21 protein-coding genes and 1 tRNA gene are annotated in these 23,090 nt (G+C 72.7%); 11 read left to right on the forward strand and 11 right to left on the reverse strand.

Annotation, left to right across the window (positions count from 1 at the left end; genetic code table 11):
• Nucleotides 1-6 precede the first annotated feature (6 nt).
• Nucleotides 7-3,426 carry a transglutaminase family protein gene (locus tag CR165_RS00470; protein ID WP_109515000.1) on the reverse strand — a complete coding sequence of 1,140 codons (3,420 nt, stop codon included), beginning with the start codon at nucleotides 3,424-3,426 and terminating at the stop codon, nucleotides 7-9.
• Nucleotides 3,427-3,522: 96 nt separating this feature from the next.
• The gene (locus CR165_RS00475; RefSeq protein ID WP_109515001.1) at nucleotides 3,523-4,092 is read right to left on the reverse strand and encodes a hypothetical protein; all 570 of its coding nucleotides are present in this window, start codon (nucleotides 4,090-4,092) and stop codon (nucleotides 3,523-3,525) included.
• A 215-nt stretch (nucleotides 4,093-4,307) separates the two neighbouring features.
• Here CR165_RS00475 and CR165_RS00480 point away from each other — a divergent pair, with 215 nt between their 5' ends.
• The 4 genes from CR165_RS00480 (at nucleotide 4,308) to CR165_RS00495 (ending at nucleotide 7,706) form a co-directional block, all read left to right on the forward strand.
• Nucleotides 4,308-5,453 (forward strand): ATP phosphoribosyltransferase regulatory subunit, encoded by a 1,146-nt coding sequence (locus tag CR165_RS00480; RefSeq protein WP_109515002.1) that lies wholly within the window; start codon nucleotides 4,308-4,310, stop codon nucleotides 5,451-5,453.
• Nucleotides 5,454-5,455: 2 nt separating this feature from the next.
• Entirely contained in the window at nucleotides 5,456-6,745 is a 1,290-nt protein-coding gene (locus tag CR165_RS00485; protein ID WP_109515003.1) for an adenylosuccinate synthase, read from the forward strand.
• Between the two features lie 104 nt (nucleotides 6,746-6,849).
• Entirely contained in the window at nucleotides 6,850-7,356 is a 507-nt protein-coding gene (locus CR165_RS00490) for a hypothetical protein (protein WP_109515004.1), read from the forward strand.
• Entirely contained in the window at nucleotides 7,353-7,706 is a 354-nt protein-coding gene (locus CR165_RS00495; RefSeq protein ID WP_109515005.1) for a DUF3140 domain-containing protein, read from the forward strand. The genes CR165_RS00490 and CR165_RS00495 overlap by 4 nt, the downstream gene beginning before the upstream one ends.
• Nucleotides 7,707-7,807: 101 nt before the next feature.
• Here the strand turns inward: CR165_RS00495 and rpoH are convergent, their stop codons facing one another.
• Both rpoH and CR165_RS00505 read right to left on the reverse strand, forming a co-directional pair.
• Nucleotides 7,808-8,692 (reverse strand): RNA polymerase sigma factor RpoH, encoded by an 885-nt coding sequence (rpoH, locus tag CR165_RS00500; RefSeq protein ID WP_109515447.1) that lies wholly within the window; start codon nucleotides 8,690-8,692, stop codon nucleotides 7,808-7,810.
• Nucleotides 8,693-8,921: 229 nt separating this feature from the next.
• The gene (locus CR165_RS00505; RefSeq protein WP_109515006.1) at nucleotides 8,922-9,914 is read right to left on the reverse strand and encodes an RluA family pseudouridine synthase; all 993 of its coding nucleotides are present in this window, start codon (nucleotides 9,912-9,914) and stop codon (nucleotides 8,922-8,924) included.
• 19 nt (nucleotides 9,915-9,933) lie between these two features.
• Between CR165_RS00505 and CR165_RS00510 the strand changes: the two genes are divergently transcribed.
• The 4 genes from CR165_RS00510 (at nucleotide 9,934) to CR165_RS00525 (ending at nucleotide 12,081) form a co-directional block, all read left to right on the forward strand.
• A complete protein-coding gene (locus CR165_RS00510; protein ID WP_109515448.1) occupies nucleotides 9,934-10,233 on the forward strand; it encodes a DUF6476 family protein in 300 nt (99 codons plus the stop codon).
• A gap of 26 nt (nucleotides 10,234-10,259) precedes the next feature.
• Entirely contained in the window at nucleotides 10,260-10,484 is a 225-nt protein-coding gene (locus tag CR165_RS00515) for a DUF2256 domain-containing protein (protein WP_109515007.1), read from the forward strand.
• Nucleotides 10,485-10,508: 24 nt separating this feature from the next.
• Nucleotides 10,509-10,584 (forward strand) — tRNA-Glu (locus tag CR165_RS00520).
• A 426-nt stretch (nucleotides 10,585-11,010) separates the two neighbouring features.
• Complete coding sequence (locus tag CR165_RS00525; RefSeq protein WP_146201804.1) at nucleotides 11,011-12,081, forward strand: GNAT family N-acetyltransferase; 1,071 nt, start codon at nucleotides 11,011-11,013, stop codon at nucleotides 12,079-12,081.
• Nucleotides 12,082-12,177: 96 nt separating this feature from the next.
• On the opposite strand, the gene gltA is transcribed toward CR165_RS00525, so the two are convergent.
• The 4 genes from gltA to CR165_RS00545 all read right to left on the reverse strand — a co-directional run bounded on the left by gltA (nucleotide 12,178) and on the right by CR165_RS00545 (nucleotide 16,296).
• Nucleotides 12,178-13,485 carry a citrate synthase gene (gene gltA, locus CR165_RS00530; RefSeq protein ID WP_109515009.1) on the reverse strand — a complete coding sequence of 436 codons (1,308 nt, stop codon included), beginning with the start codon at nucleotides 13,483-13,485 and terminating at the stop codon, nucleotides 12,178-12,180.
• 154 nt (nucleotides 13,486-13,639) lie between these two features.
• Nucleotides 13,640-14,200 (reverse strand): thermonuclease family protein, encoded by a 561-nt coding sequence (locus CR165_RS00535; RefSeq protein ID WP_146201805.1) that lies wholly within the window; start codon nucleotides 14,198-14,200, stop codon nucleotides 13,640-13,642.
• Between the two features lie 65 nt (nucleotides 14,201-14,265).
• Nucleotides 14,266-15,759, reverse strand: coding sequence for a CYTH and CHAD domain-containing protein (locus tag CR165_RS00540; RefSeq protein WP_181377953.1), 1,494 nt, complete (start codon nucleotides 15,757-15,759; stop codon nucleotides 14,266-14,268).
• Nucleotides 15,760-15,762: 3 nt separating this feature from the next.
• The gene (locus CR165_RS00545; protein WP_109515012.1) at nucleotides 15,763-16,296 is read right to left on the reverse strand and encodes a SixA phosphatase family protein; all 534 of its coding nucleotides are present in this window, start codon (nucleotides 16,294-16,296) and stop codon (nucleotides 15,763-15,765) included.
• Between the two features lie 144 nt (nucleotides 16,297-16,440).
• On the opposite strand from CR165_RS00545, the gene CR165_RS00550 reads away from it, so the two are divergent.
• The 3 genes from CR165_RS00550 (at nucleotide 16,441) to CR165_RS00560 (ending at nucleotide 19,945) form a co-directional block, all read left to right on the forward strand.
• Nucleotides 16,441-17,178, forward strand: coding sequence for an SDR family NAD(P)-dependent oxidoreductase (locus tag CR165_RS00550; protein WP_109515013.1), 738 nt, complete (start codon nucleotides 16,441-16,443; stop codon nucleotides 17,176-17,178).
• Nucleotides 17,178-17,777, forward strand: coding sequence for a DUF6134 family protein (locus tag CR165_RS00555; RefSeq protein WP_109515014.1), 600 nt, complete (start codon nucleotides 17,178-17,180; stop codon nucleotides 17,775-17,777). The genes CR165_RS00550 and CR165_RS00555 overlap by 1 nt, the downstream gene beginning before the upstream one ends.
• A 101-nt stretch (nucleotides 17,778-17,878) precedes the next feature.
• A complete protein-coding gene (locus CR165_RS00560) occupies nucleotides 17,879-19,945 on the forward strand; it encodes a methyl-accepting chemotaxis protein (RefSeq protein WP_109515015.1) in 2,067 nt (688 codons plus the stop codon).
• A gap of 8 nt (nucleotides 19,946-19,953) precedes the next feature.
• Here CR165_RS00560 and CR165_RS00565 read toward each other — a convergent pair whose 3' ends face one another.
• From CR165_RS00565 to CR165_RS00575, 3 genes are all read right to left on the reverse strand, one after another.
• Nucleotides 19,954-21,144, reverse strand: coding sequence for an alpha-hydroxy acid oxidase (locus tag CR165_RS00565; RefSeq protein WP_109515016.1), 1,191 nt, complete (start codon nucleotides 21,142-21,144; stop codon nucleotides 19,954-19,956).
• Between the two features lie 486 nt (nucleotides 21,145-21,630).
• The gene (locus CR165_RS00570) at nucleotides 21,631-22,638 is read right to left on the reverse strand and encodes a YsnF/AvaK domain-containing protein (RefSeq protein WP_109515017.1); all 1,008 of its coding nucleotides are present in this window, start codon (nucleotides 22,636-22,638) and stop codon (nucleotides 21,631-21,633) included.
• A 26-nt stretch (nucleotides 22,639-22,664) separates the two neighbouring features.
• Nucleotides 22,665-23,087, reverse strand: a complete 423-nt coding sequence (locus CR165_RS00575) for a DUF2382 domain-containing protein (protein ID WP_109515449.1) — start codon at nucleotides 23,085-23,087, stop codon at nucleotides 22,665-22,667.
• Nucleotides 23,088-23,090: the final 3 nt, after the last annotated feature.

The raw sequence follows: 23,090 nt of genomic DNA on the forward strand, positions 1-23,090 counted from the left end.
CCGGTATCATGCGAGGCGGCGCAGGTCGAGCGTGCGGCGCAGCTCCGGCGAGTCCACCGGCGCCGGCGGCGTGCCCGCGCCCACGCTGTGGCCGAAGGGGAAGAAGCGGGCCCGGCGGCGCGCCTCCGCCTCGTTGGCGTTGACCGGGAAGCGCTCGTAGTTGCGCCCGCCCGGATGCACCACGTGGTGGGTGAAGCCGCCGAGGGAGCGGCCGGTCCAGCTGTCCCACAGGTCGAAGGTGAGCGGCGCCTGGGCGCGGATGGTCGGGTGCAGGGCGGAAGGCGGCGACCACGCCTTGAAGCGCACGCCGGCCACGAACTCGCCGGCGCGGCCGGTGGAGGCCATCGGCAGGGCGTGGCCGTTCACCGCCAGGGTGAAGCGCTCGGGCGCGAAGCCGCTGGCGCGCAGCTGCAGCCGCTCGGTGCTGCTGTCCACGAAGCGGGCGGTGCCGCCGCCGAAATTCTCCTCGCCCAGCACGTGCCAGGGCTCCAGCGCGTGGCGCAGCTCAAGGCCCACCCCATGCAGCGAGACCTCGCCCACCAGCGGGAAGCGGAAGGCGAAATGCGGGTCGAACCACGCCGTCTCCAGCGGCGCGCCGAGGCTCCTCAGCTCCTCGATGGCATCGGCGAAATCCTGCGCCGCGTAGTGGGGCAGCATGAAGTCGTCGTGCAGCCGGCTGCCCCAGCGCACCAGGCGCCGCTCATAGGGCGTGCGCCAGAAGGCGGCCACGGCGGCGCGCATCAGCAGCATCTGCGCCGCCGACATGCGGGGGTTGGGCGGCATCTCGAAGGCGCGGAACTCCACCAGGCCGCGCCGGCCGCCGGCATGGTCGGGCGAGTAGAGCTTGTCGATGCAGAACTCGGTGCGGTGGGTGTTGCCCGTCATGTCCGCCAGGATGTTGCGGAACAGCCGGTCGGTCAGCCAGGGCGGCGCGGGCTGGAAGGGCTTCACCTGCTGGAAGGCGATCTCCAGCTCGTTCAGCGAATCCTGCCGCGCCTCGTCGATGCGCGGGTGCTGGCTGGTCGGCCCGATGAACAGGCCGGAGAACAGGAAGGAGAGGCTCGGGTGGTTGTGCCAGAAGCCGAGCAGCGACTTCAGCAGGTCCGGCCGGCGCAGGAAGGGGCTTTCCTCCACCGAGGCGCCGCCCATCACCACGTGGTTGCCACCCCCCGTGCCGACATGCCGGCCATCGAGCATGAACTTCTCGGCCGCCAGCCCTTCCTCGCGCGCCAGGGCGTAGAGCTGCTCGGTGCGCGCCACATGCTCGGCCCAGGAATGGGCGGGGTGGATGTTCACCTCGATCACGCCCGGGTCGGGGGTGATGGAGAAGCTCAGCAGGCGCGGGTCGGAAGGCGGGCCGTAGCCTTCCAGCACCACCTTGCGCCCCTGCGCGGCGGCGGTGTCCTCGATGGCGGCGGTCAGCGCCAGCCAGTCCTCCGCCATGTGCAGCGGCGGGTAGAAGACATGGATCTTGCCCTCCCGCGCCTCGACGGTGAGGGCGGTGCGCACCAGCCCCGGCTCCTCCCGCCCGAGCACGGGGGCTTCCCGGCGCGGCGGCGGTGCCTGCCGCAGCGCGGCGGCGCCGGGCAGCGGGCCACCCGCCGTGCCAGCGGAGGGCAGGCCCTGGCCGGGGAGGGGCTGGTGGCGCAGCGGGAAGCCGGGCGCGCCCTCGCGCGGCGCCGGCGCGCCGGGCAGGGAGCGCTGGTCGTGCAGCGCCTGGGCGGAGGGGAAGGGGCCGGGCGGCGCGAAGGGGTCGCGCTCGAACTCCGCGGGGATGCTGGCGGGGTCGGCCCAGGGCAGGCTTTCCAGCGGCAGGCGGAAGCCGATCGGCGAGTCGCCGGGCAGCAGGAAGATCGGGTCGTCGTGCCGGAACAGCCACAGTCCGCTCTCCCAGCCCCCGTTCTCCCCGGAGCCGTCGGCGCGGCGGCGCAGCGGCAGGACGGAGCCGACCTCGGCCGAAAGCCCCTGGCCGAACACCTTGGCCAGCCGCGCCCGCTCCAGCGGGTCGCGCAGCTTCGAATCCTCGGCGACGACGTTGGCCGGCAGGCGCTTCTCCCGCCACAGGTAGTGGTGGATGTCCTCATGGGCCGGCTGCACATAGCTCTCGGCCAGGCCCAGACGGGCGGCCAGGGCGCGCGCGAAGGCCCGCGCGTCCTGCGCCGTGGCGTCATCCGTGTCGTCGTCGCCGGCGAGGCGGGCGGGGTCCTGCCAGACCGGCTCGCCATCGGCCCGCCAGTAGGCGTTCAGCGCCCAGCGCGGCAGCTGCTCGCCCGGGTAGTGCTTGCCCATGGCGTGCTGCACGGCGGCGCCCGGCGCCCAGAGCGGCAGCAGCCGGTTGAGCAGCCGGTTGGCGTAGCGGCGCTTGCTGGGGCCGAGGGCGGCGGTGTTCCATTCCGGCGCCTCCTGGTCGGTGGCGCAGACGAAGGTGGGCTCGCCACCCATGGTCAGCCGCACGCCACCCTCGGCGAGCTGTGCGTCCACCGCCTCGCCCGCCGCCTGGATGGCGGCCCAGGCCGCTTCCGCGTAGGGGCTGGTGACGCGCGGCGTCTCGCGGATGCGGCGCACGCCCATGCCGAAGTCGAAGCTCACCTCGGCCTTGCTCATCAGGCCGGAGATGGGGGCGGCGGATTGCGGCTCCGGCGTCGCCGCCAGCGGGATGTGGCCCTCGCCGGCCAGCAGGCCGGAGGTGGCATCCAGCCCCACCCAGCCGGCGCCGGGCAGATAGACCTCGGCCCAGGCGTGCAGGTCGGTGAAGTCCTCGGTGGGGCCCTCGGGGCCTTCCAGCGGCTTCTGGTCGGCCACCAGCTGGATCAGGTAGCCGGAGACGAAGCGCGCCGCGTAGCCCAGGTTGCGCAGCAGCTGCACCAGCAGCCAGGCGCTGTCACGGCAGGAGCCGCGGCCCTCGGCCAGCGTCCGCTCCGGCGCCCAGACGCCCGGCTCCAGGCGCACGATGTAGGAGACGCGCTGGTTGATCAGCCCGTTCAGCCGCATCAGCATGCCGACGGTGCTCTGCCGCTCGCGCGGCACCTCGGCCAGCAGCCCCTGCAGCATCGGGCCGGGTGCCTCGGCGCGGCGGAAGGGGGCCAGCTCCTGCTCCAGCACCGGGTCGTAGGCGAAGGGCCATTGCTCCGCCTCCGGCTCCAGAAAGAAGTCGAACGGGTTGATGGTGGCCATGTCGGCCACCAGGTCCACCGTCACCTCGAAATGCCGCACCGGCTCGGGAAAGACGACGCGAGCGAGGAAATTGCCCTGCGGGTCCTGCTGCCAGTTCAGGAAGTGCGGACTGGGCTCGATCTTCAGCGCGTAGGAGAGGATCGGGGTCCGGGCATGCGGCGCCGGCCGCAGCCGGATCGTCTGTGGCCCCAGGCTGACGGGGCGATCATAGGCGTAGCGGGTGCGGTGCGTCAGCGCGACGTGAATCGACATGCAGGATCCCGGCGATCGTTCCTGCGGCGCAGCATAGACCGCGCCTTCGGGCCGGAGGAAATAAACCAGTCGGAATTAAACCGGTTGGGAGGCGGCTCAGCCGTCGCCGCCGGCGCGCCGGCCGATCTCGGCCGCGGCGGCGTTGGCGGCCGCTTCGGTCTCGCGCAGGGCGGGCAGGGTGGACAGGCGCTCCAGCGTCCCGAGTCCCGGCAGGCCGAAGCCCGGCCGCTCCAGCGCCGGCGCGGCCAGGAGAGCGCGGCCGCTCTCCAGCATCTCCGCCGCCTGCGTCAGCGCCGCCACCACCACCGCGGGGGAGGCGCCACCGCTGATGCCGAGCCGCGCCCGCACCGCCGCGCGCGCCTGGCCGAGCAGGACAACCACGTCCGGCGGCGTCTCGGGCGACCAGTAGGGGTCGCGCGCCAGCCCGTCGGTCAGGATCTCGAGATCGGCCACCGCCGGGGCGGCGCGGCCGGGCTGCCCCCGCCAGCGCGACAGGTCGCCGAATTCCCAGGGCGCGCGCAGTGCCGCGGCGTGGATGCGGTCGCCGAAGCCGACGGCGTAGCCGCCGATGCGGCGGTCGGCATCCTCGCCGCCGGCGCAGGCGGCCAGCAGGGGAAGGGCCAGCAGGGGAAGGACAAGCAGGGAGAGGGCGTGGCGGCGTTGCATGTCCTGCAGATAAGGCGCCGCCCGGGCGGGGCCAGGGGTGGGCGGCGCTGCGGGCGGGGCGGGGGCCTCGCGCCGCTGCGCGCAATGCCGGGAGCAGGCCCGCGCATCCGCGCGACGATCCGCCCTTGCCCCCGCCGCCTTGCGCTGCCACACAGCCGCCGTTTGCCCCTGACCCCGTGCCGCGCCCTTCGACCGGCGCCCCGGCCTCCGGAACCATGACCGAAGACCTGCCCAACCCTGCCCTGCTGCCCTCCGGCCTCTCCGACCTGCTGCCGCCCGAGGCGGCGCGGGAGGCGGCGCTGGTGGAGGCGATGCTCGCGGTCTTCGCCAGCCATGGCTATGAGCGGGTGAAGCCGCCGCTGCTGGAATTCGAGGACAGCCTGCTGGCCGGCTCCGGCGCCGCCGTGGCCGAGCAGACCTTCCGGCTGATGGACCCGGGCAGCCACCGCATGATGGGGCTGCGCGCCGACACCACGCCGCAGGTGGCGCGCATCGCCGCCACCCGGCTGGCCGATGTGCCGCGCCCGCTGCGCCTTTCCTACTCCGGCCAGGTGCTGCGCGTGCAGGGCAGCCAGCTGGCGCCGGAGCGGCAGATCCCGCAGGCCGGCATCGAGCTGATCGGCGCCGATTCCGCCGAGGCGGATGCCGAGGTGGCGCTGCTCGGGGTCGAGGCGCTGGCGGCTGTCGGCATCGCCGCGCCGAGCCTCGACATCACGCTCCCCACCATGGCGCCCGCCCTGCTCGATGCCGCCGGGGTGCAGGGCGACCTCCGCCGCCGCCTCGCCCGCGCGCTGGACCGCAAGGACGCCGCCGCCGTGGCGGAGCTGGCCGCCATCGCCGGGCCGCCGGCCATCGGCCTCGCCGCGCTGCTCACCGCCGCAGGCCCCGCCGACCGGGCGCTCGCCGCGCTGCGCGACGCCGAGCTGCCGCCCGAGGCGCGCGCCATCGCCGACAACGCGGCGGCCATCGTCGCCGCCATCCGCGCCCGCGCGCCGGGCTTGCGCATCACGCTGGACCCGGTGGAGTTCCGCGGGCTGCAGTATCATGTCGGGGTGGCCTTCACCCTCTATGGTCCGGGCAACACCGGGGAGCTCGCGCGCGGCGGCCGCTACCGCAGCGGCGAGGAGGCGGCCACGGGCATGACGCTCTATCCGGACGCGGTGCGCCGCGCGGCGCCCGCCGGGCCGCCGCCCCGCCGCGTCTTCCTCCCGCTGGGCAGCGACCCGGCGGCGGCGGCGCGGCTGCGCATGCAAGGTTTCATCACGGTGGCGGCGCTTTCGTCCGCCGACACGCCGCGGCAACTCCGCTGCGGCCACATCCTGCGCGGAGACAGCGCCGCGCCGATCGAGGAGATTGCTTGACCATGGCCAATGTCGCCATCATCGGCGCCCAGTGGGGCGACGAAGGCAAGGGCAAGGTCGTCGACTGGCTGGCGAGCCGGGCCGATATCGTCGTCCGCTTCCAGGGCGGCCACAATGCCGGGCACACGCTGGTGGTGGGCAACCAGACCTACAAGCTGAGCCTGCTGCCCTCCGGCGTGGTGCGCGGCAAGCTCGGCGTCATCGGCAACGGCGTCGTGCTGGACCCGGACGCGCTGCTGGGCGAGATCTCCCGCGTGCGGGGGCAGGGGCTGGATGTCGGCCCGCACAACCTGCGCATCGCCGAGAACGTGCCGCTGATCCTGCCGCTGCACCCGGCGATCGACAAGGCGCGCGAGGAAGCCCGCGGCGAGGCCAAGATCGGCACCACCGGCCGCGGCATCGGCCCGGCCTATGAGGACAAGGTGGCGCGCCGCGCCATCCGCCTCTGTGACCTGGCGGAGCCGGAGACCCTTTCGCAGAAGCTCGACGAGCTGCTGCTGCACCACAACACCCTGCTCAAGGGCCTCGGCGCCGCCACCTTCGAGAAGCAGGAGCTGCTGGACAAGCTGGTGGCGCTCGCGCCCAAGCTGCTGCCCTATGCCGAGGCGGTGTGGGAGCGGCTGGACGAGGCCCGCCACAGCAACAAGCGCGTGCTGTTCGAGGGCGCCCAGGCGGTGATGCTGGACGTCGACCACGGCACCTACCCCTACGTCACCTCCTCCAACACGGTGGCGGGCAACGCGGCGGCGGGCGCCGGCGTTGGGCCGCACAGTGTCGGCACCGTGCTCGGCATCGCCAAGGCCTACACCACCCGCGTCGGCTCCGGCCCGTTCCCGACCGAGCTGTTCGACGATGTGGGCAAGCGGCTGGGCGAGCGCGGGCGCGAGTTCGGCACCGTCACCGGCCGGCCTCGCCGCTGCGGCTGGTTCGATGCCTGCCTGGTGCGCCAGGCGGTGAAGGTGGGCGGCATCCAGGGCCTGGCGCTGACCAAGCTCGACGTGCTGGACGGCCTGGAGGAGCTGAAGATCTGCACCGGCTACCGGATCGACGGCGAGGTGGTGAAGCGCCTGCCCGCCGCCCTCGGCGCCCAGGCCAAGGCCGAGCCGATCTACGAGACGCTCGAAGGCTGGACCCAGTCGACCCAGGGCGCGCGCTCCTGGGCGGAGCTGCCGGCCACCGCCATCAAGTACGTGAAGCGCATCGAGGAACTGGTGGAGGCGCCGGTGACGCTGCTCTCCACCTCGCCCGAGCGCGACGACACCATCCTCGTCAGCGACCCCTTCGCGGGCTGAGGCGATGGGCCAGGGGGCCACGCCCCCTGGCGCCCCCTGCCTGCAGCGGGGCAACCGGAACCGGTGACCGGCCGTTTTCCTGCCATCCCTTCATGGAGGCAGGCATGGCCGGCACCGCCCGGAAGACCGATCCCGAACTCTGGGAGACGGTCAAGGCCAAGGTCACGCGCGAGGACAAGGGCGGCAGGCCCGGTCAGTGGTCCGCGCGCAAGGCGCAGCGCGCCACCGCCGAATACAAGGCGGCGGGCGGCGGCTACAAAGGCGCCAGGAGCGCCGACAACCATCTGAAGCAGTGGCAGGACGAGGATTGGGGCACCCGCTCCGGCGCGAAGAGCGCCGAGACGGGGGAGCGCTACCTTCCGCGCAAGGCGCGCGAGACCCTCAGCAAGGGTGAATACGACCGCAGCACCGCCAAGAAGCGGGCGGATACGCGCAAGGGCCGCCAGTTCAGCGCCCAGCCGCCGGATGTGGCGCGCAAGGCCGCCCGCGCCCGTGCCAGCGAAGCCCCCACGCGCGAGACGCTGATGCAGGAGGCGCGCCGCCGCGACATCCGCGGCCGCTCCCGCATGACCAAGGCGCAGCTTCAGGAAGCCCTGGAGAAGCACGCATGAGCGGCGACCGCGACGAGACCATCGTGGAATTCCGCAAGGTGGTGAACATGGCGCCCGCCGCGCTGCGCGAATGGCTTGGCGGCGAGGAAAGCCAGAGCGTCGGCATGACGCCGGAGGGCGAGAGGGTCACCGGCAAGGGGCAGGGGGAGGCGGTGGGCCACCGGATGGGCCAGCGCATCCTGGAGATCAAGGCGCGCAGGCAGGCGGATCTGTCGGAGGAAGACCTGGCCGACATGCGCAAGGTCATCGGCTACGTCCACCGCCATGGCAAGCAGCGCCCGAAGGGCGATGTGACGGACACGCGCTGGCGCCATAGCCTGATGAACTGGGGCCACGACCCGCTCGCCTGAAACGCCTCCGCCTGAAACGCTTCGGGGCGCCAGTGGCGCCCCGGAACTGCCGTGCGAGAGAGGGAGGCGGGTTCCAGGGGAAGGCCTGCTTCCCCTGGTTCTCACTCGGCCGTCAGGCGGCGTTCCATGATCTGCGTCTTCATGCTCTTCTGGAGCTTCTCGAAGGCGCGCACCTCGATCTGCCGCACCCGCTCGCGCGAGATGTTGTACTGCTGCGACAGCTCCTCGAGCGTGGTCGGCTCGTCCTTGAGGCGGCGCTCGATCAGGATATGGCGCTCGCGCTCGTTGAGCGTCTTCAGAGCCTCACCGAGAAGCTCGCGGCGGTTGGACATGTCCTGCCGCTCGGCGATCTCGGATTCCTGGCTCTCGCTCTCATCGACCAGCCAATCCTGCCATTCGCCCTCGCTGTCGGCCCGCACCGGGGCATTCAGCGAATTGTCGGGCGAGGCCAGGCGGCGGTTCATCGACACCACGTCCTGCTCGGGAACCTGCAGCACGCGGGCGATCTTCTCCACCTGCTCCGGCTGCAGGTCGCCCTCTTCCAGGGCGGCCATCTGGCCCTTCAGGCGGCGCAGGTTGAAGAACAGCTTCTTCTGCGCGGCCGTGGTGCCCATCTTCACGAGCGACCACGAATGCAGGATGTACTCTTGGATCGCGGCACGGATCCACCACATGGCATAAGTGGCCAGGCGGAAGCCACGGTCGGGATCGAAGCGGCGGACAGCCTGCATCATGCCGACATTGCCCTCGCTGATCAGCTCACCGACGGGCAGGCCGTAGCCACGATAGCCCATGGCGATCTTCGCCACGAGGCGCAGATGCGAGGTGACGAGACGATGCGCGGCCTGCTGGTCGCCATTGTCCTTCCACTCCTTCGCCAGGCGGAATTCCTCCTCCGGCGAAAGCATGGGGAATTTGCGGATCTCCTGGAGGTAGCGGGAAAGATTGCCCTCAGGAGCAATAGGGATCATTGAAGTGGAAGCCATGGTCAGCATCTGCCTCCTGCACCGGCCGGGAGCCCCTGTGACGGCGAGCTCCGGGCGATAGGTCCGGTCGTCCCCGCGCAAGCCCTGACGCGCCGACCCGTCCAGGGGTCACAAGAATAAGGACGGTTCCGACGGCCGCGCCTTGGTGGTGGCACCCGGCGTTGGCGACAGGTGAACGCTACTCTTGTTGGCCGGGTTGCGCAAGAAAATCCCGACTGTAATAGTCGGGTTACGCCGGGTTACTGTCCAGCAATGTGAGAAGGGCCTGCATGTCGGGCGGCAAGGGCGCGGAGAACCGTAGCGCAGCGCCGGTTACGGGATGGTTAAAGCCAAGGGTTTCAGCGTGTAGCGCCTGCCGCGGAAAGGCCAGCAGCGTGTCCCGCGCCGCGTCCGGCAGACCCTTCGCGGCGGCCGGCAAGCGCCGCAGATAGACCGGATCCCCCACCAGCGGATGGCCGATATGCGACAGGTGCACACGGATCTGGTGGGTCCGGCCCGTGGCGAGTCGGCACCGCAGCAGGGCGCAGGCACTGCTCCAGGCACGTTCCGTCACGAAGCGTGTCAGCGCCGGCTTGCCGCCCCGGCTCACCACGGCCATGCGCTTGCGGTCGGTCGGGTGGCGGCCGACCGGCGCCTCGATCTCCCCCTGCCGCTTCGCGGGCACGCCCCAGGCCAGCGCCAGGTAGGACCGCTCCAGGTCGCGGTTGGCGAAGGCCTCGGAGAGGATCTGGTGCGCCACCGCGCTCTTCGCCACCACCATCACCCCGGAGGTGTCCTTGTCCAGACGGTGGACGATGCCCGGCCGCCTCTCGCCGCCGATGCCGGTCAGCTCCTCGCCCGCATGGGCGAGGAGGGCGTTCACCAGCGTGCCGTCCTGGTTGCCGGGGGCAGGGTGCACCACCAGCCCCGCCGGCTTGTCCAGCACGATCAGGTGGGCATCCTCGAACAGGATGGTCAGGGGAATGTCCTGGGCCAGCGGCGTGGCCGGCAGGGCCGCGGGCGGCGCCACGCGGTACAGCGCGCCGGGCCGCACCGCCTCGGACGGGTCGGTCAGCGGCGCGCCGTCGCGCGTCACATGCCCCGCCTCCATCAGCGCCTTGACGCGGGAGCGGGACAACGTGCCTATCGCGCCGGCCAGGAACCGGTCGGCGCGGCTGCCCGCATCGCCGGGGCCGGCGAGTATGTCATGGGGGCCGTCCGGCATGGGGCCGGGCTCGGCCATTTCGGTGCGGGGGGTGTCGGTGCGCGGGCTCAAGATTCTTGTGGTGGTGATGGGGGTGATGATCATCGTCGCCACGGTGGCGCTGGTGGTGGCGCTGGTGCAGCGGATGAACAGCGCCGCCGGCGGGGTCGCCAACGGGATCGCCAGCGGGGTTAGCACGGATCTCGCCCTGCGCCAGCCGCCTGGTTCGCGGATCGGTCAGATCGCCGTGCTGGATGGCCGGCTGGCCGTGTGGGTGGAGCGGCCCGATGGCGCGCGGATCCTGCTGGTCGATCCGCGGGGCGGCCGCGTGGCCGGGGAGATCCGCCTGGGCGAGTGAGCCCGGGCTGCCGGAGGAGGAGGCCGATGCCGCACCAGAAGCCGAACCTGCCGCAGAAGCCCTGCGCCGGCTGCGGCCGGCCTTTCGCCTGGCGCCGGAAGTGGGCGCGGGTGTGGGATGAGGTGCGCTTCTGCAGCCAGGCCTGCCGCGATGGGCGGCATCCCGCCGCCAAGGCGGCGGCACGGGAAAAAAGCGTTCCGGATGCGGAAATGGAACTTCGGCCTCTTGATCGGGGCCGCACCACCCGATAGAAGCCCCCTCACACGACGCCTCCAGTCCCCTTCGTCTAGAGGCCTAGGACACCGCCCTCTCACGGCGGTAACAGGGGTTCGAATCCCCTAGGGGACGCCAAGGCTTTGTAGCCCTGGCCCGGTCTGGGCGTCTGTACATCCTTCCAAACGATCCTCCGCCGATGGCTGCCGTGCCTGGCCGGAGGCATATGCCTGCGGCATGGCCGCGGCTGCCGGGCAGGCCGTTCGGCGGGCCTTCGGGCGCTGCCGTAAACGCCCCGTGGCCTGCGCTGGCTGCTCAAGGCGGCGCGCGCACACGGCCCCCGCCAAGCGGAGACGGGGCCTGCGCAACAGCTCTGTTACAGACGCTTAACCGGATAACCCGGATCACAAGCTCGAGCACCTTGCTGCGTAATGAGTCTCAGACATGATCCGTGGATGAGAATTCACCAATTAACTGAATTTGTCGAAATCTTGCGATGATATGCTGCGCTGCTCCTGCCGTCCCGGTGGGTGCATCCACAAAAAGCACGGCAGCTCTCCGTCCATGTCGACAAACCTCGTCATCTCCGACTGCGCCGCCGGCGTGGCGGAATGGGACCGTTTTGCGCAGCGTTGCGGAGCTTCGTTTCGCTGCGCGCACGGGGCCCTGGCCCTCTGGCAGCTCGATCATCACCTGCCTTACCGGCTCCGCCTGCTCGAGATCCACGCGGTGCGTGGTGGCGAGCGGCGGAAGATCGGCCAGTGTGCCGTGGGCATCAGCCTGCGGCGGCGGGTCTTCGCCGATAGCCTGCAATTGCTGCCCGAGGAGCAGCAGCTGTGGCCCGAGGCGATGCAGGCGGTGCTCGGCCGGCTCGGGGCGGGCGAGTATCATTATGGCTCGCAATGGAGCCTCGAAGCGCCGCGCGAGGCCGATCTGGCCGCGATCCCCGGCGTCACCGTCACCGCGGTCGAGCCCATCACCGTGCATGCGGTCTCGTTCCGGGAATGGGGCAGCTGGGAGGCCTATCTGCGCGGCCTCAGCAGCAATGCCCGGCGCAACGCCAAGCGGGCGCAGGAGCAGTTCGCCGACCTGGCGGTGGAGATCCGGCAGGGGCGGGAGACGCTGCGCCGCTGGCCCGCCCTGCAGGCGCTGAAATCCATGCTGGCGGAGCGCAAGCAGCTCGACTTCCGGCTGGCGCGGCATTTCCTGCGCTTCGCCATGCGGCTGATGGCGCTGCGGCAGAACAACTTCCTCGCCGTGGCGCGGGGCGGCGGCGAGGACATGGCCGCCTTCGCGGGCATCGATTTCGGCCCCAACACCTACTTCCTGGAATCCGGCGCGCGGGATACGCGCAACGGCACCGGCTGGCACCTGATGCTGACGATGCTGCAGCGGGCCTATGGCCGCGCGCCGGGGGGCTATTTCGTCATGGGCGCCCAGTATGCGCGCGACCCGGCCGATGAGGGGCTGCACTTCTCGCGCCGCCAGTGCCGCGCCGCGTTCCTGCCGACCAGCGAGGTCTCCTTCCGCTACGTCGCCGTCATGCCGAGCAACGTCGTGCCGTTGCAGCCGCTGCGCGCCGATCCGGTCCTGCCGGTGGAGGCTGAGGCGCTGATCGCCGCCCGCACCGGCTGAACTGCCCTGAAATGCAGCGCCCCGCCGCGGCAGGGCCGGGCGGGGCGTGTTCCAGTGCGTTGCCGGGCCCCGGGCGCGCGCCCGGGGCGGCCGGGTTCAGGCCCGGCTGTCGAGCGGCGTGACGTCGCGCTGCGTGGCGCCAGTGTAGATCTGGCGCGGGCGGCCGATGCGCTGGCCCGGCTCCTCGATCATCTCCTTCCACTGGCTCACCCAGCCCACGGTGCGCGCCACGGCGAAGAGCACGGTGAACATGTGGGTCGGGATGCCCATCGCCTTCAGGATGATGCCCGAATAGAAGTCGACATTCGGGTAGAGCTTGCGGGAGACGAAATACTCGTCCGACAGCGCGATGCGCTCCAGCTCCATGGCGAGGTCGAGCAGCGGCTCGTCCTTGATGCCGAGCTCCCTCAGCACCTCGTGGCAGGTGGCCTGCATGATCTTCGCGCGCGGGTCGAAGTTCTTGTAGACCCGGTGCCCGAAGCCCATCAGCTTCACGCCGGAGTTCTTGTCCTTCACCTTCTCGATGAAGGAGGGGATGTTCTCGACGCTGCCGATCTCGTCCAGCATCTTGAGCACCGCCTCGTTGGCGCCGCCATGGGCGGGGCCCCACAGCGCGGCGATGCCGGCGGCGATGCAGGCGAAGGGGTTGGCGCCCGTCGAGCCGGCCAAGCGCACCGTGGAGGTGGAGGCGTTCTGCTCATGGTCGGCGTGCAGGACCAGGATGCGGTCCATGGCGCGGGAGAGGATGGGGTTCGGCTTCCACTCCTCGGCCGGCACCGCGTTCAGCATGTAGAGGAAGTTCTCGGCATAGCTGAGGTCGTTGCGCGGGTACACGAAGGGCTGGCCGATCGAGTACTTGTACGCCCAGGCGGCGATGGTCGGCACCTTGGCGATCAGGCGGTAGGCCGCGATCTCGCGCTGCTTGGCGTCCGAGATGTCGAGGCTGTCGTGGTAGAAGGCGGAGAGCGCGCCGACCACGCCGCACAGGATGGCCATCGGGTGCGCATCGCGGCGGAAGCCGTTGAAGAAGGTGCGCAGCTGCTCGTGCAGCATGGTGTGCAGCGTCACGCCGCGGTCGAACTTCGCCAGCTGCTCCTTGGTCGGCAGCTCGCCGTAGAGCAGCAGGTAGGAGACCTCGAGGAAGTTCGACTTCTCGGCCAGCTGCTCGATCGGGTAGCCGCGGTAGAGCAGGACGCCCTGGTCGCCGTCGATATAGGTGATGGCGCTCTCGCAGGCCGCCGTGCCACCATAGCCGGGGTCGAAGGTGAAGACGCCGAGCTCGCTGTACAGCTTGCGGATGTCGAACACGTCCGGCCCGATCGAGCCCTGGATCAGCGGCAGTGTGGCGGATTTGTTGGATCCGTCGAGCGTGACGGTGACGGACCCTTTGGCCGTGCTGCTCATGGCGTCGTCCTCTTATCGGGGGGGCGGCGCCAGTCGGGCCGGCGCCGTCTATGATGCAGCGCAAGATTAGGCGTCGCCCCGCGGACTTGTCCATCCGGGGGGTGCATGGCTGGTGCCGCGAGGGCAGGATGGAACCCGGGTGGCGAAGGGCCGTTCAGGGGCGCGCGCGCCAGCTTTCCGGCGCGCCGGCGGGGTGGGACCAGAGGCCCCGCCCGGCGCTCCGCGCCGCGGCCTCGGCGGCCTGCAGGCCGGCCGCGCCGCTTTCGGCCAGCGCCCAGCCGGCGGCCACCAGGGCGGTGTTGGTCTCCACTCCGCCCGCCTCGCACACGCCGAGCGCCCGGCCGAAGCGGTCCCGCCCGCGCACGCGGCAGGCGATGTCGCTGCGCTGCACCAGCCGCGCCAGCGCCTCGGCCGCGGCGCCGCCGCAATCGAAGCCGACGCCGCCGGGCGTGGTGCAGGTCTGCCCGCGCGGGGGGGAGATCAGCCCGGCCAGGCGCAGCGTGCGCTCGCCCAGGCGCAGCGTGTCGCCATCCACCACCCGCACGCTGTCGGCGCTGGCCACCCAGTCCTGCTCGCGCGGGGCGGAGCCGAAGAGGTTGGCGGGAAGGCCGAGCCCGGCCATCGCCAGGGCCAGCATGGCCAGGCTGGAGCCGAGCGCGAAACCGCGCCAGCGGCGCGGTGCGGGGGCGGGGCGGAAGATGCGGCGACGGGTCAACACGCCGCAAAGCGTTAACCCAGCCGGGCGGGGAGATTCAAGCGCCGGTTGAAGACTCCCGGCGCTCAGCCATCGTCCCAGAAGGGTTCGGCCCGCAGGAAGCGGCGCCAGGCGCGCAGAGCGGCGGGCCGGGTGTCGCGCCCCGCCGAGAGCGCCCAGCCTTCCGCCAGGCCGATCGCCCAGCCCGGCGCGCCCGTGCCCTTGCCCCCCTGCAGGCTGGCCACCAGGGCGCGGGCCGCCACCGTGTCGTTGGAAAGCCCCAGCGCCTCCTGCAACGCGCCGATCCGCCGGAGGAAGCGCCGCGCCGGCTTGCCGGGCCAGAGCGGCGCGAACAGCTCCGCCACGTAGCGCAGCCTCTTGGCCTCCAGCCGCAGCTCGTGCAGGGCGTGGTCGTCCAGCGACTCGATCTCCCGCCCGCCCTTGAGCAGCTTGCGGCGGCGGCGCGCCAGCAGCCCGGCCGCCTGGGCGCGCAGCGGCGCCTCCGCCGCGGCGCCGTCCGGCGCCCCCCAGTCCCGCGTCGCCGCGAGGCGCACCGCCTGCCAGGCCAGGGTGTGGAAGGCCGGGCCCTCCAGGGTGGCGCGCAGCCGCGCATAGGCCTCCAGCCGGCGCTGCCCCGCCGCGCGCAGCAATTGCGCCCAGCGCCGGTCCGGCCCCAGCACCGTGGCCAGCTCGGCCCCCAGCCCGCCCAGGAACACGTCCCATTCGCGCGCCTCGCCCAGCCCCCGCGCCAGGTCCCGCAGCCCGGCATCGAGCGCGCGCAGGGCCGGCCCGTCCCGCATCGGGCGGAAGGCCTTCAGGCAGGAACGCAGCCGGCGGGCGGCGACGCGGAGCTGGTGCACCGCCTCCGGCCCGGCCTCCGGGCGGGCCAGCGGCGCCTGCGCCAGCAGCACATTCGTCAGGTGGGCGATGGCCAGCGCCAGCGCGTCGTCCGGCGTCGTGGCGCCGCCGAGGTCGGGCGCGCCCTTGCGGCGCGGGCGGGGCGGGGTGCCGCGGGCCAGGGCCAGCGCCAGCTCGTCCAGCCCGGCGGCGGCGGGCAGGCCGGGCAGGGCGGTGGCCAGGGCCAGCACCGCCTCCGCCGGCCCCTCCAGGGTCAGGAAGGCCACGGCCTGTTGCCGCTCGCCCGCGCGCAGCGTGCCGGTGCGCCAGCGGAGCGCGGCGCCGGCGGAATCGGGCGGCGACTGCGCCACCCGGCCCGCATAGTGCGCAACGGGCAGCAGCGCCGCCTCGCCCGCTTCCGCCGGCACCGCGTCCGCCGGGAGCACGGTGCCCTCCGGCAGGGGCGTGCCCGGCAGGGACAGGCCGGCCATGGAGGTGCCGGAGGGCGTGGCGCCGGGCCGCGCAGCCTCATCCTCCGGCACGCGCAGCGGGCAGAGGCGGCGGCCGCCCCGCGCGCCGGAGCGCAACGCCAGCCCGGCCTTGGCCAGCGTGCCGCCGGCGCTGTCCAGCCAGTCCCAGGCCTCGGCGGTGGCGCGCGGCCGGCCGCGCGCGGCCAGGGCGGAATGCCGCCAGAGCTTCGCCGCCGCCTCGGGCGGCAGCGTCAGGTCAAGGCACAGGGTCATCGTTCAGACGGCCATTTCCGGCAGGTCGTTCGGAGCCACGAAGCGTACCAGCCGGCCGCCGCCCGCCTCCAGCAGCCGCCAGGGCGCGGCGATGGCGAACTCGGCCAGCGCGCCCGTGGGGTAGCCATCGGCCAGGCGCTGCGTGCCGGGCGCCTTGCCGGCCATGCCCGCCGGCCCCGCCAGCGCCAGGGCGAGGTCGTGCAGGCCCGGGTTGTGGCCGATCAGCAGCAGGCTGCGGGCCGTCTCCGGTGCCTCGCGCAGCGTCTCCAACAGGCGCTGCCAGGGGGCCAGGTAGAGGTCGTCCATCGGCTCCACCATCGGGCTGTCCGGCAGCGGGGCCAGCGCCTCCAGCGTCTGCAGGGTGCGCCGGGCGGAGGAGACCAGCACGATGTCCGGCGACAGGCCGAGGCCGTGCATCACCCCCGCCATGGCGACGGCGGCGCGTTTCCCGCGCGCATTGAGCGGGCGGGCGTGATCCGGCAGGCTGGGATCGTCCCAGGAGGATTTCGCGTGCCGTAGCAGGAGCAATTGCCGCATGTTCGGCAGTTTGGCACGCGGCGCGGCATCTGTCGCGGGGGAGGGCGCGCGGCAGGGGGCGCAGGGGCGTGGCCGGCGCGGGGTTCCGCTTCGCGGCGGGCCGCCCATCTGGCAGAAGGCGCAACAGAGACCGAGGAGATGCGGATGGCCGAGCGGATCGTGGTGATCGGTGCCACCGGGGGGGTGGGCGGTGCCCTGGCGCGGCGCCTTGCGGCACGGGGCGACGAGCCCTTCCTCATCGCCCGCGACGCCGCGCGGCTGGCGGCGCTGGCCGGCGAGCTGGGCGCCCCCCATGCCGCCGCCGACGCCACCGACCCGGAGGCGCTGGCCGCCGCCATCGGCGCGGCCGGGCCGCGCCTCGGCGGGCTGGCCTACTGCGTCGGCTCGATCCCGCTGAAGCCGCTGAAGCGGCTGACGGCGGCCGACTTCCTGGAAGCCTTCCGGCTGAACGCGATGGGCGCCGCGCTGGCGGTCCAGGCCGCGCAGCCTGCGCTGGCGGCGGGCGGCGAGGGGATGGGTGGCGCGGGGGTGGTGCTGTTCTCCTCCATCGCGGCGCGGGCGGGCTTCCCCAACCATGCCGCCATTGCCGCCGCCAAGGGCGCCGTGGAGGGGCTGGTGGTGGCGCTGGGCGCCGAGCTGGCGCCCGCCATCCGCGTCAACGCCATCGCGCCCAGCCTGATGCGCACCGAGATGGCCGCGCCCCTCACCGCCAACGCGCAGATGGCCGAGGCGATCGCGAAGCTCCACCCGGTGCCCCGACTCGGCACGCCGGAGGATGCGGCGGCGCTGGCCGCCTTCCTGCTCTCGCCCGAGGCGGGCTGGATCAGCGGCCAGGTCATCGGCGCCGATGGCGGGCGCGCCACGCTGCGGAGCAAGGGCTGATGCGCCGCCGCGCCCTGCTCGCCGCGCCGCTGCTGCCGGCCCTGCTGCTGGCCGCGCCGCCCGCGGGGGCGATGCCGGCCGGCGGCTACCGCTTCCGCGTGCTGCGGGAGGGGCGGGAGATCGGCACCCACAGCGTGCGGATGGAGCCGGGCGGGGTGACGCGCACCGTGGTGGCGCTGGAGGTGAAGCTGCTGTCCTTCACCGTGTTCCGCTACCACCACGACTATGCCGAGCGCTGGGAGGGCGGGCGGCTGGTGGGCTTCGCCTCGCGCCTGGAGAAGGACGGCAAGGTGCAGCTGCTGGATCTGCGGTCCGGCGCCGAGGGGCTGCGCGGCACCGGGCCCGAGGGGGCCGTCGCCCTGCCCGCCACGGCGGCACCGCTTTCCTGGTGGGCGCCGGAGCACCTCGACCGCCCGCTCTTCGACGCCGGCAGCGGCCTGCTGCTGACCGAGCCGCCCTTGCGGGACCGGGCGGACGGGATGACCCGCTGGCGCTGGCCGGCCCGCGACATGGTGGCGCTCTACGACGCCGCCGGCCGCTGGGTGGGCTTCACCATGCGCGGCGACGATGGCAGCGCCGTGCGCTACGAGCCCGCCTGAGGCGGCCTCGCGCCGCACATGCCTCGGCGACACAGCATTCACCATTGCTTCACCTCGTGCCGCACAAGAGGAATGAGCCGCCAGGACAAGGAAGCTCCACCTTGCGTATCCGCACCTTCTTTCTTGTCTGCTTCTGCGGCGTGGCCGTGACGGGCGGCATCACCTCCCTCTGGCAGTCCGCCGATGCGTGGGACGACTGGAGCCGGGCCAGCCGGGCGGGGCTGGCGACCCGCGCGGTCAGCGACGCGCAGCGCGCGCAGACGGCGGTAGCCGTGGAGGTCGGCGCCTACAGCCCGCTGCTGCGCAGCCCGGCCCCGGACATCGCCAGCTCACAGCGCGCCGCGCCGGAAACGGACCGGCTGCTGCGCCAGGCGGTGGAGAGCGTCGCCGCCGCCGGGCTCGACGCCGCCCCGGTGCGGGACCTCCTTGCCCGCGTGGCGGAGATGCGCGACCGCGGCCTGGCCGAGATGCGCCGGCCCCTGGCGGAGCGCGATGCCGCGATGCCCACCGCCGCCCAGCAGCTCCGCAACAGCGGCGTGGAGACCATGGCGCGGCTGGCAGCGGCGGCCTCCCGCCAGGTGGTGGAGATGGCGCCGGATGCCGGGCTGGTGCTGGAGGTGGCCAATGCCGTGATGGAGGCCCGCGATTTCGCCGGGCGGCGCAACACCGCCATCTCCTCCTGGGTTCTCGGCCAGCCGGTGACGGCGGCCGGAATGGACGCCGCCCTGCAGCAGACCGGACGCGTGGAGCAGGCCTGGCAGACGGCGCAGCGCCTGATCGCCGCTCTGCCGAGCAACCCGGCGCTTCAGGCGGCGCTGGAGGAGCAGCGCCGTGTCTTCCAGGGAGAGAGCGAGCCGCGCTGGCGCCAGCACCTCGAACGCGCCTGGCAGGCCCTGCAGGGGCGCCCTGTCATCTGGCCCATGCCGGCGGAGGAGTACCGGCCCTGGTCGATCGTGGCCCAGGCGCGGATGCTGTCGCTGCGCGACGCGGCGCTCGACGGCGCGATGGCGCTGGTGGAGGCGGGCGCCGCCAGGGCCCGGCTGCGCCTCGCCGCGGCCCTTGGCCTGGCCATGCTGGCCGCCGCCATGGCCGGGATCTCGGTGCTGCTGCTGCTGCGCCGGGTGGTGCTGCCGCTGCAGGCGCTCACCCAGCTGGTCACGCGCATCGCCGGCGGCGAGCTGAGCCTGGTCGTCCCCGGCCGTGACCGCCGGGACGAGCTTGGCAGCATGGCCTCGGCCATCGAGACGCTGCGCGCCAACTCGGCCGAGCGCCAGGCGATGGCGGCGGCGCAGCAGGAGGAGCAGCGCCAGCAGCTCGCCCGCGCCGAGCGGGTGGACACGCTGCTGCGCCGCTTCGAGGGGGAGACGGCGGAGGTGCTGCGCACCCTGGCGGCCTCGGCGGCGCGCATGGACTCGACGGCGGCGAACATGGTGGACATTGCCGCCAGCGGCAATGGCCGCGCCACGGCGGTGGCGCGTGCCTCGGAGCAGGCCAGCGGCAATGTGCAGACCGTGGCGGCGGCGGCGGAAGAGCTGACCGCCAGCATTGCCGAGGTGGCGCGCCAGGTGCGCGCCGGCGCCGCCCGCGCCCAGGCCGCGGCCGAGGCGGCGGCGAACACCGACCGCACGGTGCGCGGCCTCTCCGAGGCGGCAAGCCGGATCGGCGACGTGGTGCAGCTCATCAGCGGCATCGCCGGCCAGACCAACCTGCTGGCGTTGAACGCCACGATCGAGGCGGCGCGGGCCGGGGAGAGCGGCAAGGGCTTCGCCGTGGTCGCCGGGGAGGTGAAGAACCTGGCCAGCCAGACCGCCCGGGCGACCGAGGAGATCGGCCAGCAGATCGCCGCCATGCAGGCCGAGACGGGCCGGACGGTGCAGGCGATTGCCGAGATCGGGCGGATGATCCGCGAACTGAACGATGCGACCGGCGCCGTGGCGGAGGCGGCCCAGCAGCAGGCGGAGGCGACACAGGAGATCGGCCGCGCCGTGGCCGAGGCGGCCTCCGGCACGCAGGAGGCCTCGCACCACGCCGCCGGCGTCAGCGAGGATGCCGCGCGCACCGGTGCCGCCGCCGAGGAGGTGCGCGGCGCGGCCGGCGACCTCGCCCAGCAGTCCGGCGGGTTGCGCGTCCAGATGGACGGCTTCCTCTCCGCCTTGCGCGCCGCCTGAGGCGGCGGCTACTCCGCCGCTTCCAGCCGCGAGCCGCCGGAGCGCACCACATCGCCCCGGCGTGGCGCGTGCAGCACCTCGGCCGTGATGCCGGGGATGTCCTTCACGCCGGTCAGCGCCATGCAGACATCCAGCTCCTTGCGGATGATCCGCAGCGCCTGGGCGACGCCCGCCTCGCCGCCCGCCGCCAGCCCGTAGAGCCAGGACTTGCCGATCATGCAGCCCCTGGCGCCGAGGGCCAGCGCCTTCATCACGTCCTGGCCGGAGCGGATGCCGCCGTCGAACATCACCTCGATCCGGTCGCCCACCGCCTCGGCGATGGCGGGCAGCACGGAGATGGAGGAGGGGGCGCCGTCGAGCTGCCGCCCGCCATGGTTGGAGACGACCAGCGCATCCGCCCCCGTATCGGCGGCGATGCGGGCGTCGTCCACGTCCAGCACGCCCTTCAGGATCAGCTTGCCCGGCCAGATGGAGCGGATCCAGGCGACATCCTTCCAGGAGAGGGAGGGATCGAACTGCCCGGCGATCCAGTGCGAGAGGGTGTTGATCCCGTCCTTGGCGCCCGGCGCCTCGTTCAGGTTGCCGAAGGTCTTGCGCTTGCCGCGCAGCACTTCCAGCGCCCAGCGCGGCTTGGTCGCCACGTCGAGCATGTTGCGCACGGTGAGCTTCGGCGGCACGGCCAGGCCGTTCTTGATGTCCTGGTGCCGCTGGCCCTGGATCTGCAGGTCCAGCGTCAGCACCAGCGCCGAACACCGGGCCGCGATGGCGCGCTCCACCAGCGAGCGGGCGAAGCCGCGGTCGCGCATCACGTAGAGCTGGAACCAGAAGGGCTTGCCCACCGCCTCCGCCACATCCTCGATCGAGCAGATCGACATGGTGGAGAGGGTGAAGGGAATGCCGAAGGCATGCGCCGCGCGGCAGCCATGGATCTCGCCATCGGCGTGGAACAGGCCGGTCAGGCCGGTGGGGGCGATGGCCACGGGCATGGCCACCGGCTCGCCCAGCATGGTGCTGGCGGTGCTGCGGTCGGAGACGTCGATCATCACCCGCTGGCGCAGCTTGAGGGCCGAGAGGTCGTCGCGGTTGGCGCGCAGCGTCGCCTCGTCATAGGAGCCGCGGTCGGCATAATCGAAGATGGCGCGCGGAATGCGCCGCCGTGCGATGCGGCGCAGGTCCTCGATGTTGGTGACGGGCGGCATGGGGCTCTCCTCGATGGCGCCTGTTCCATCCGGCGCGGAGATTATGGCAAAAAGATTTTACCATACCTGCCGGATACCGACCATTCCTGATCCAATCCGGCCGCCACCCCTCGCCGCCGCCATCGCCGCCTGTCCGGGAAAGCCGATGCTGGAAGGCATCCCGTGCCCTGGCGACCGCCTGGCTCCCGAGCGCAACCTGGCCAGGGCGCCGGGTGTGTCGCGTCCATCGCCGCGGGAGGCGCGGGCGGCGCTGGAAGGGAAGGAGCCGGTGGAAGGAAACCACCCAGGGCGGCACCGCCCTGCGTGGTTCATGCACGGAATGGTGGGGACGCATGCCAGCGCCGCCCCAGCAGCCGGGGCGGCGGATGCGGCGCTGCACGAGGCCTCGCCAGGAGGATAGGCGCCTCGCCGCGGCACTCCGCAAGCGGGACCGGCACGGGCTGGCCGTGCCCTGAGCCGGCCGCCCCGCCCCCGGAGGTCGCGGTATCAGGCGGGGTTACGCGGCATCGGGCTCGTCGTGCCGGAGCGGTCGTCTTCCACCTCCACCTCCTGGCGGCGCAGGTTCTCGTGCACCGTCTCCTGGCGCTGGCTGGCATCCTTGCTCAGCGAGATCTCCTCGACGACCCGGGCCTCCTTGGAAACGACCGCCTCCTCGCCATGCTCGACCGCCTCGATGGTACGCTCGCGGAAGGCGTCATCGGCATCGGTGAGGGGGCGGTCCACGGCATGGCGCTCGACGTTGACATGCTCGTCGCGGAGGGAGACCTGCTCGGTCGCCTGGGTCTCGACCACGTAGGAACGCACGCGCACCCGGCCCCGCTCCGTCTCGCGCTTGCCGACGCGAAGCTGCTCCTCGACCACCGGGATCACGTCGCGCTCGCCGCCCAGGACGGCGGCATCCCGCCTCGTCTGCGGCAGGTCGCTGCCGGTCCCGCCGCTACCGATCCGGTCGCTGCCGGCCCGATCGCTGCCGGCCTGGTCGCTGCCGGTGAGGCCCGCGATGCCGCCCGCGGCGACCGCGTCACCGCCCGCCGCAACCGCGCCACCGCCCATGCCGGCGCCGGAGGCGATGCCGACACCGCCCGGCACGGAGGTCATGCTCGGCGTGGAGGCGGAGGTGCCGGCGTTGTAGCCGCTCCAGCCGCTGCCCCGCCACTCGACCTCACGCGAGTCGAGATCCACGGCGCCATTGCTCTCGAACACGTCCATGGCGTGGTCCACCTGTTCGTCGGCCACTTCCACCGAGACGACGATGCCGCCGCGGCGAATGCCCTCGGAATAGGCGTAGCGGTCCTCGTCCGGCATGAAGAGGTTCTTCAGGGATGCCCAGACGCCCTGGTCCTCCTCGCCCTGCATGGTCCCCGTGGCAGCTTGCTCTTCCCGGCCATGGATGCGGACAAGATTGCGGTCCACCCCATCATGGCTGGTCAGGTGGTCGACGACGTGCTGCGCCGCCTCGCGGGTGTCGAAAAGGCCGGTAATGGTGCAGGTCATGGGCTTCTCCTCAGATCGCCAATTCGTCACGAGATGTCTTTGCCCGGGTCGATGGAGGAATCGTCCGCTTCGGGTGCCAGCCGTTCGACAACGGCATGCTGAACCCGCCGCTCGACGGGTTGCCGCACCCATTCCTCCGTCTCGTCCATGCGGAGATGGATCTCTTCGCGCAGCACCAGCCGTTTCTCGACGACCAGCACCTCCTCGACCACCGGAATGATCAGGACGCCATCCACTTCCCGCGTCGGCGGAACCTCCTGGATTTCACGGTCGACCGGCACACGCTCCACGCTCGCATGGCTGCTGCGCAGGCTTTGCCCGACCTCCTCCGTTATGGTCCCGGTGCGGACCGAGACGCGCACGCGGCCTGTCTCGCGCCGGCGCGCCTCGACATGCAACTCCTCCTCCGCCAACCGCAGAACGGCTTCAGGGTCCGTCTGGGCCGGCATCGG

This window comes from Teichococcus aestuarii (genome assembly GCF_003116135.1).
In the GTDB taxonomy this organism is placed as follows: Bacteria; Pseudomonadota; Alphaproteobacteria; order Acetobacterales; family Acetobacteraceae; genus Pseudoroseomonas; species Pseudoroseomonas aestuarii.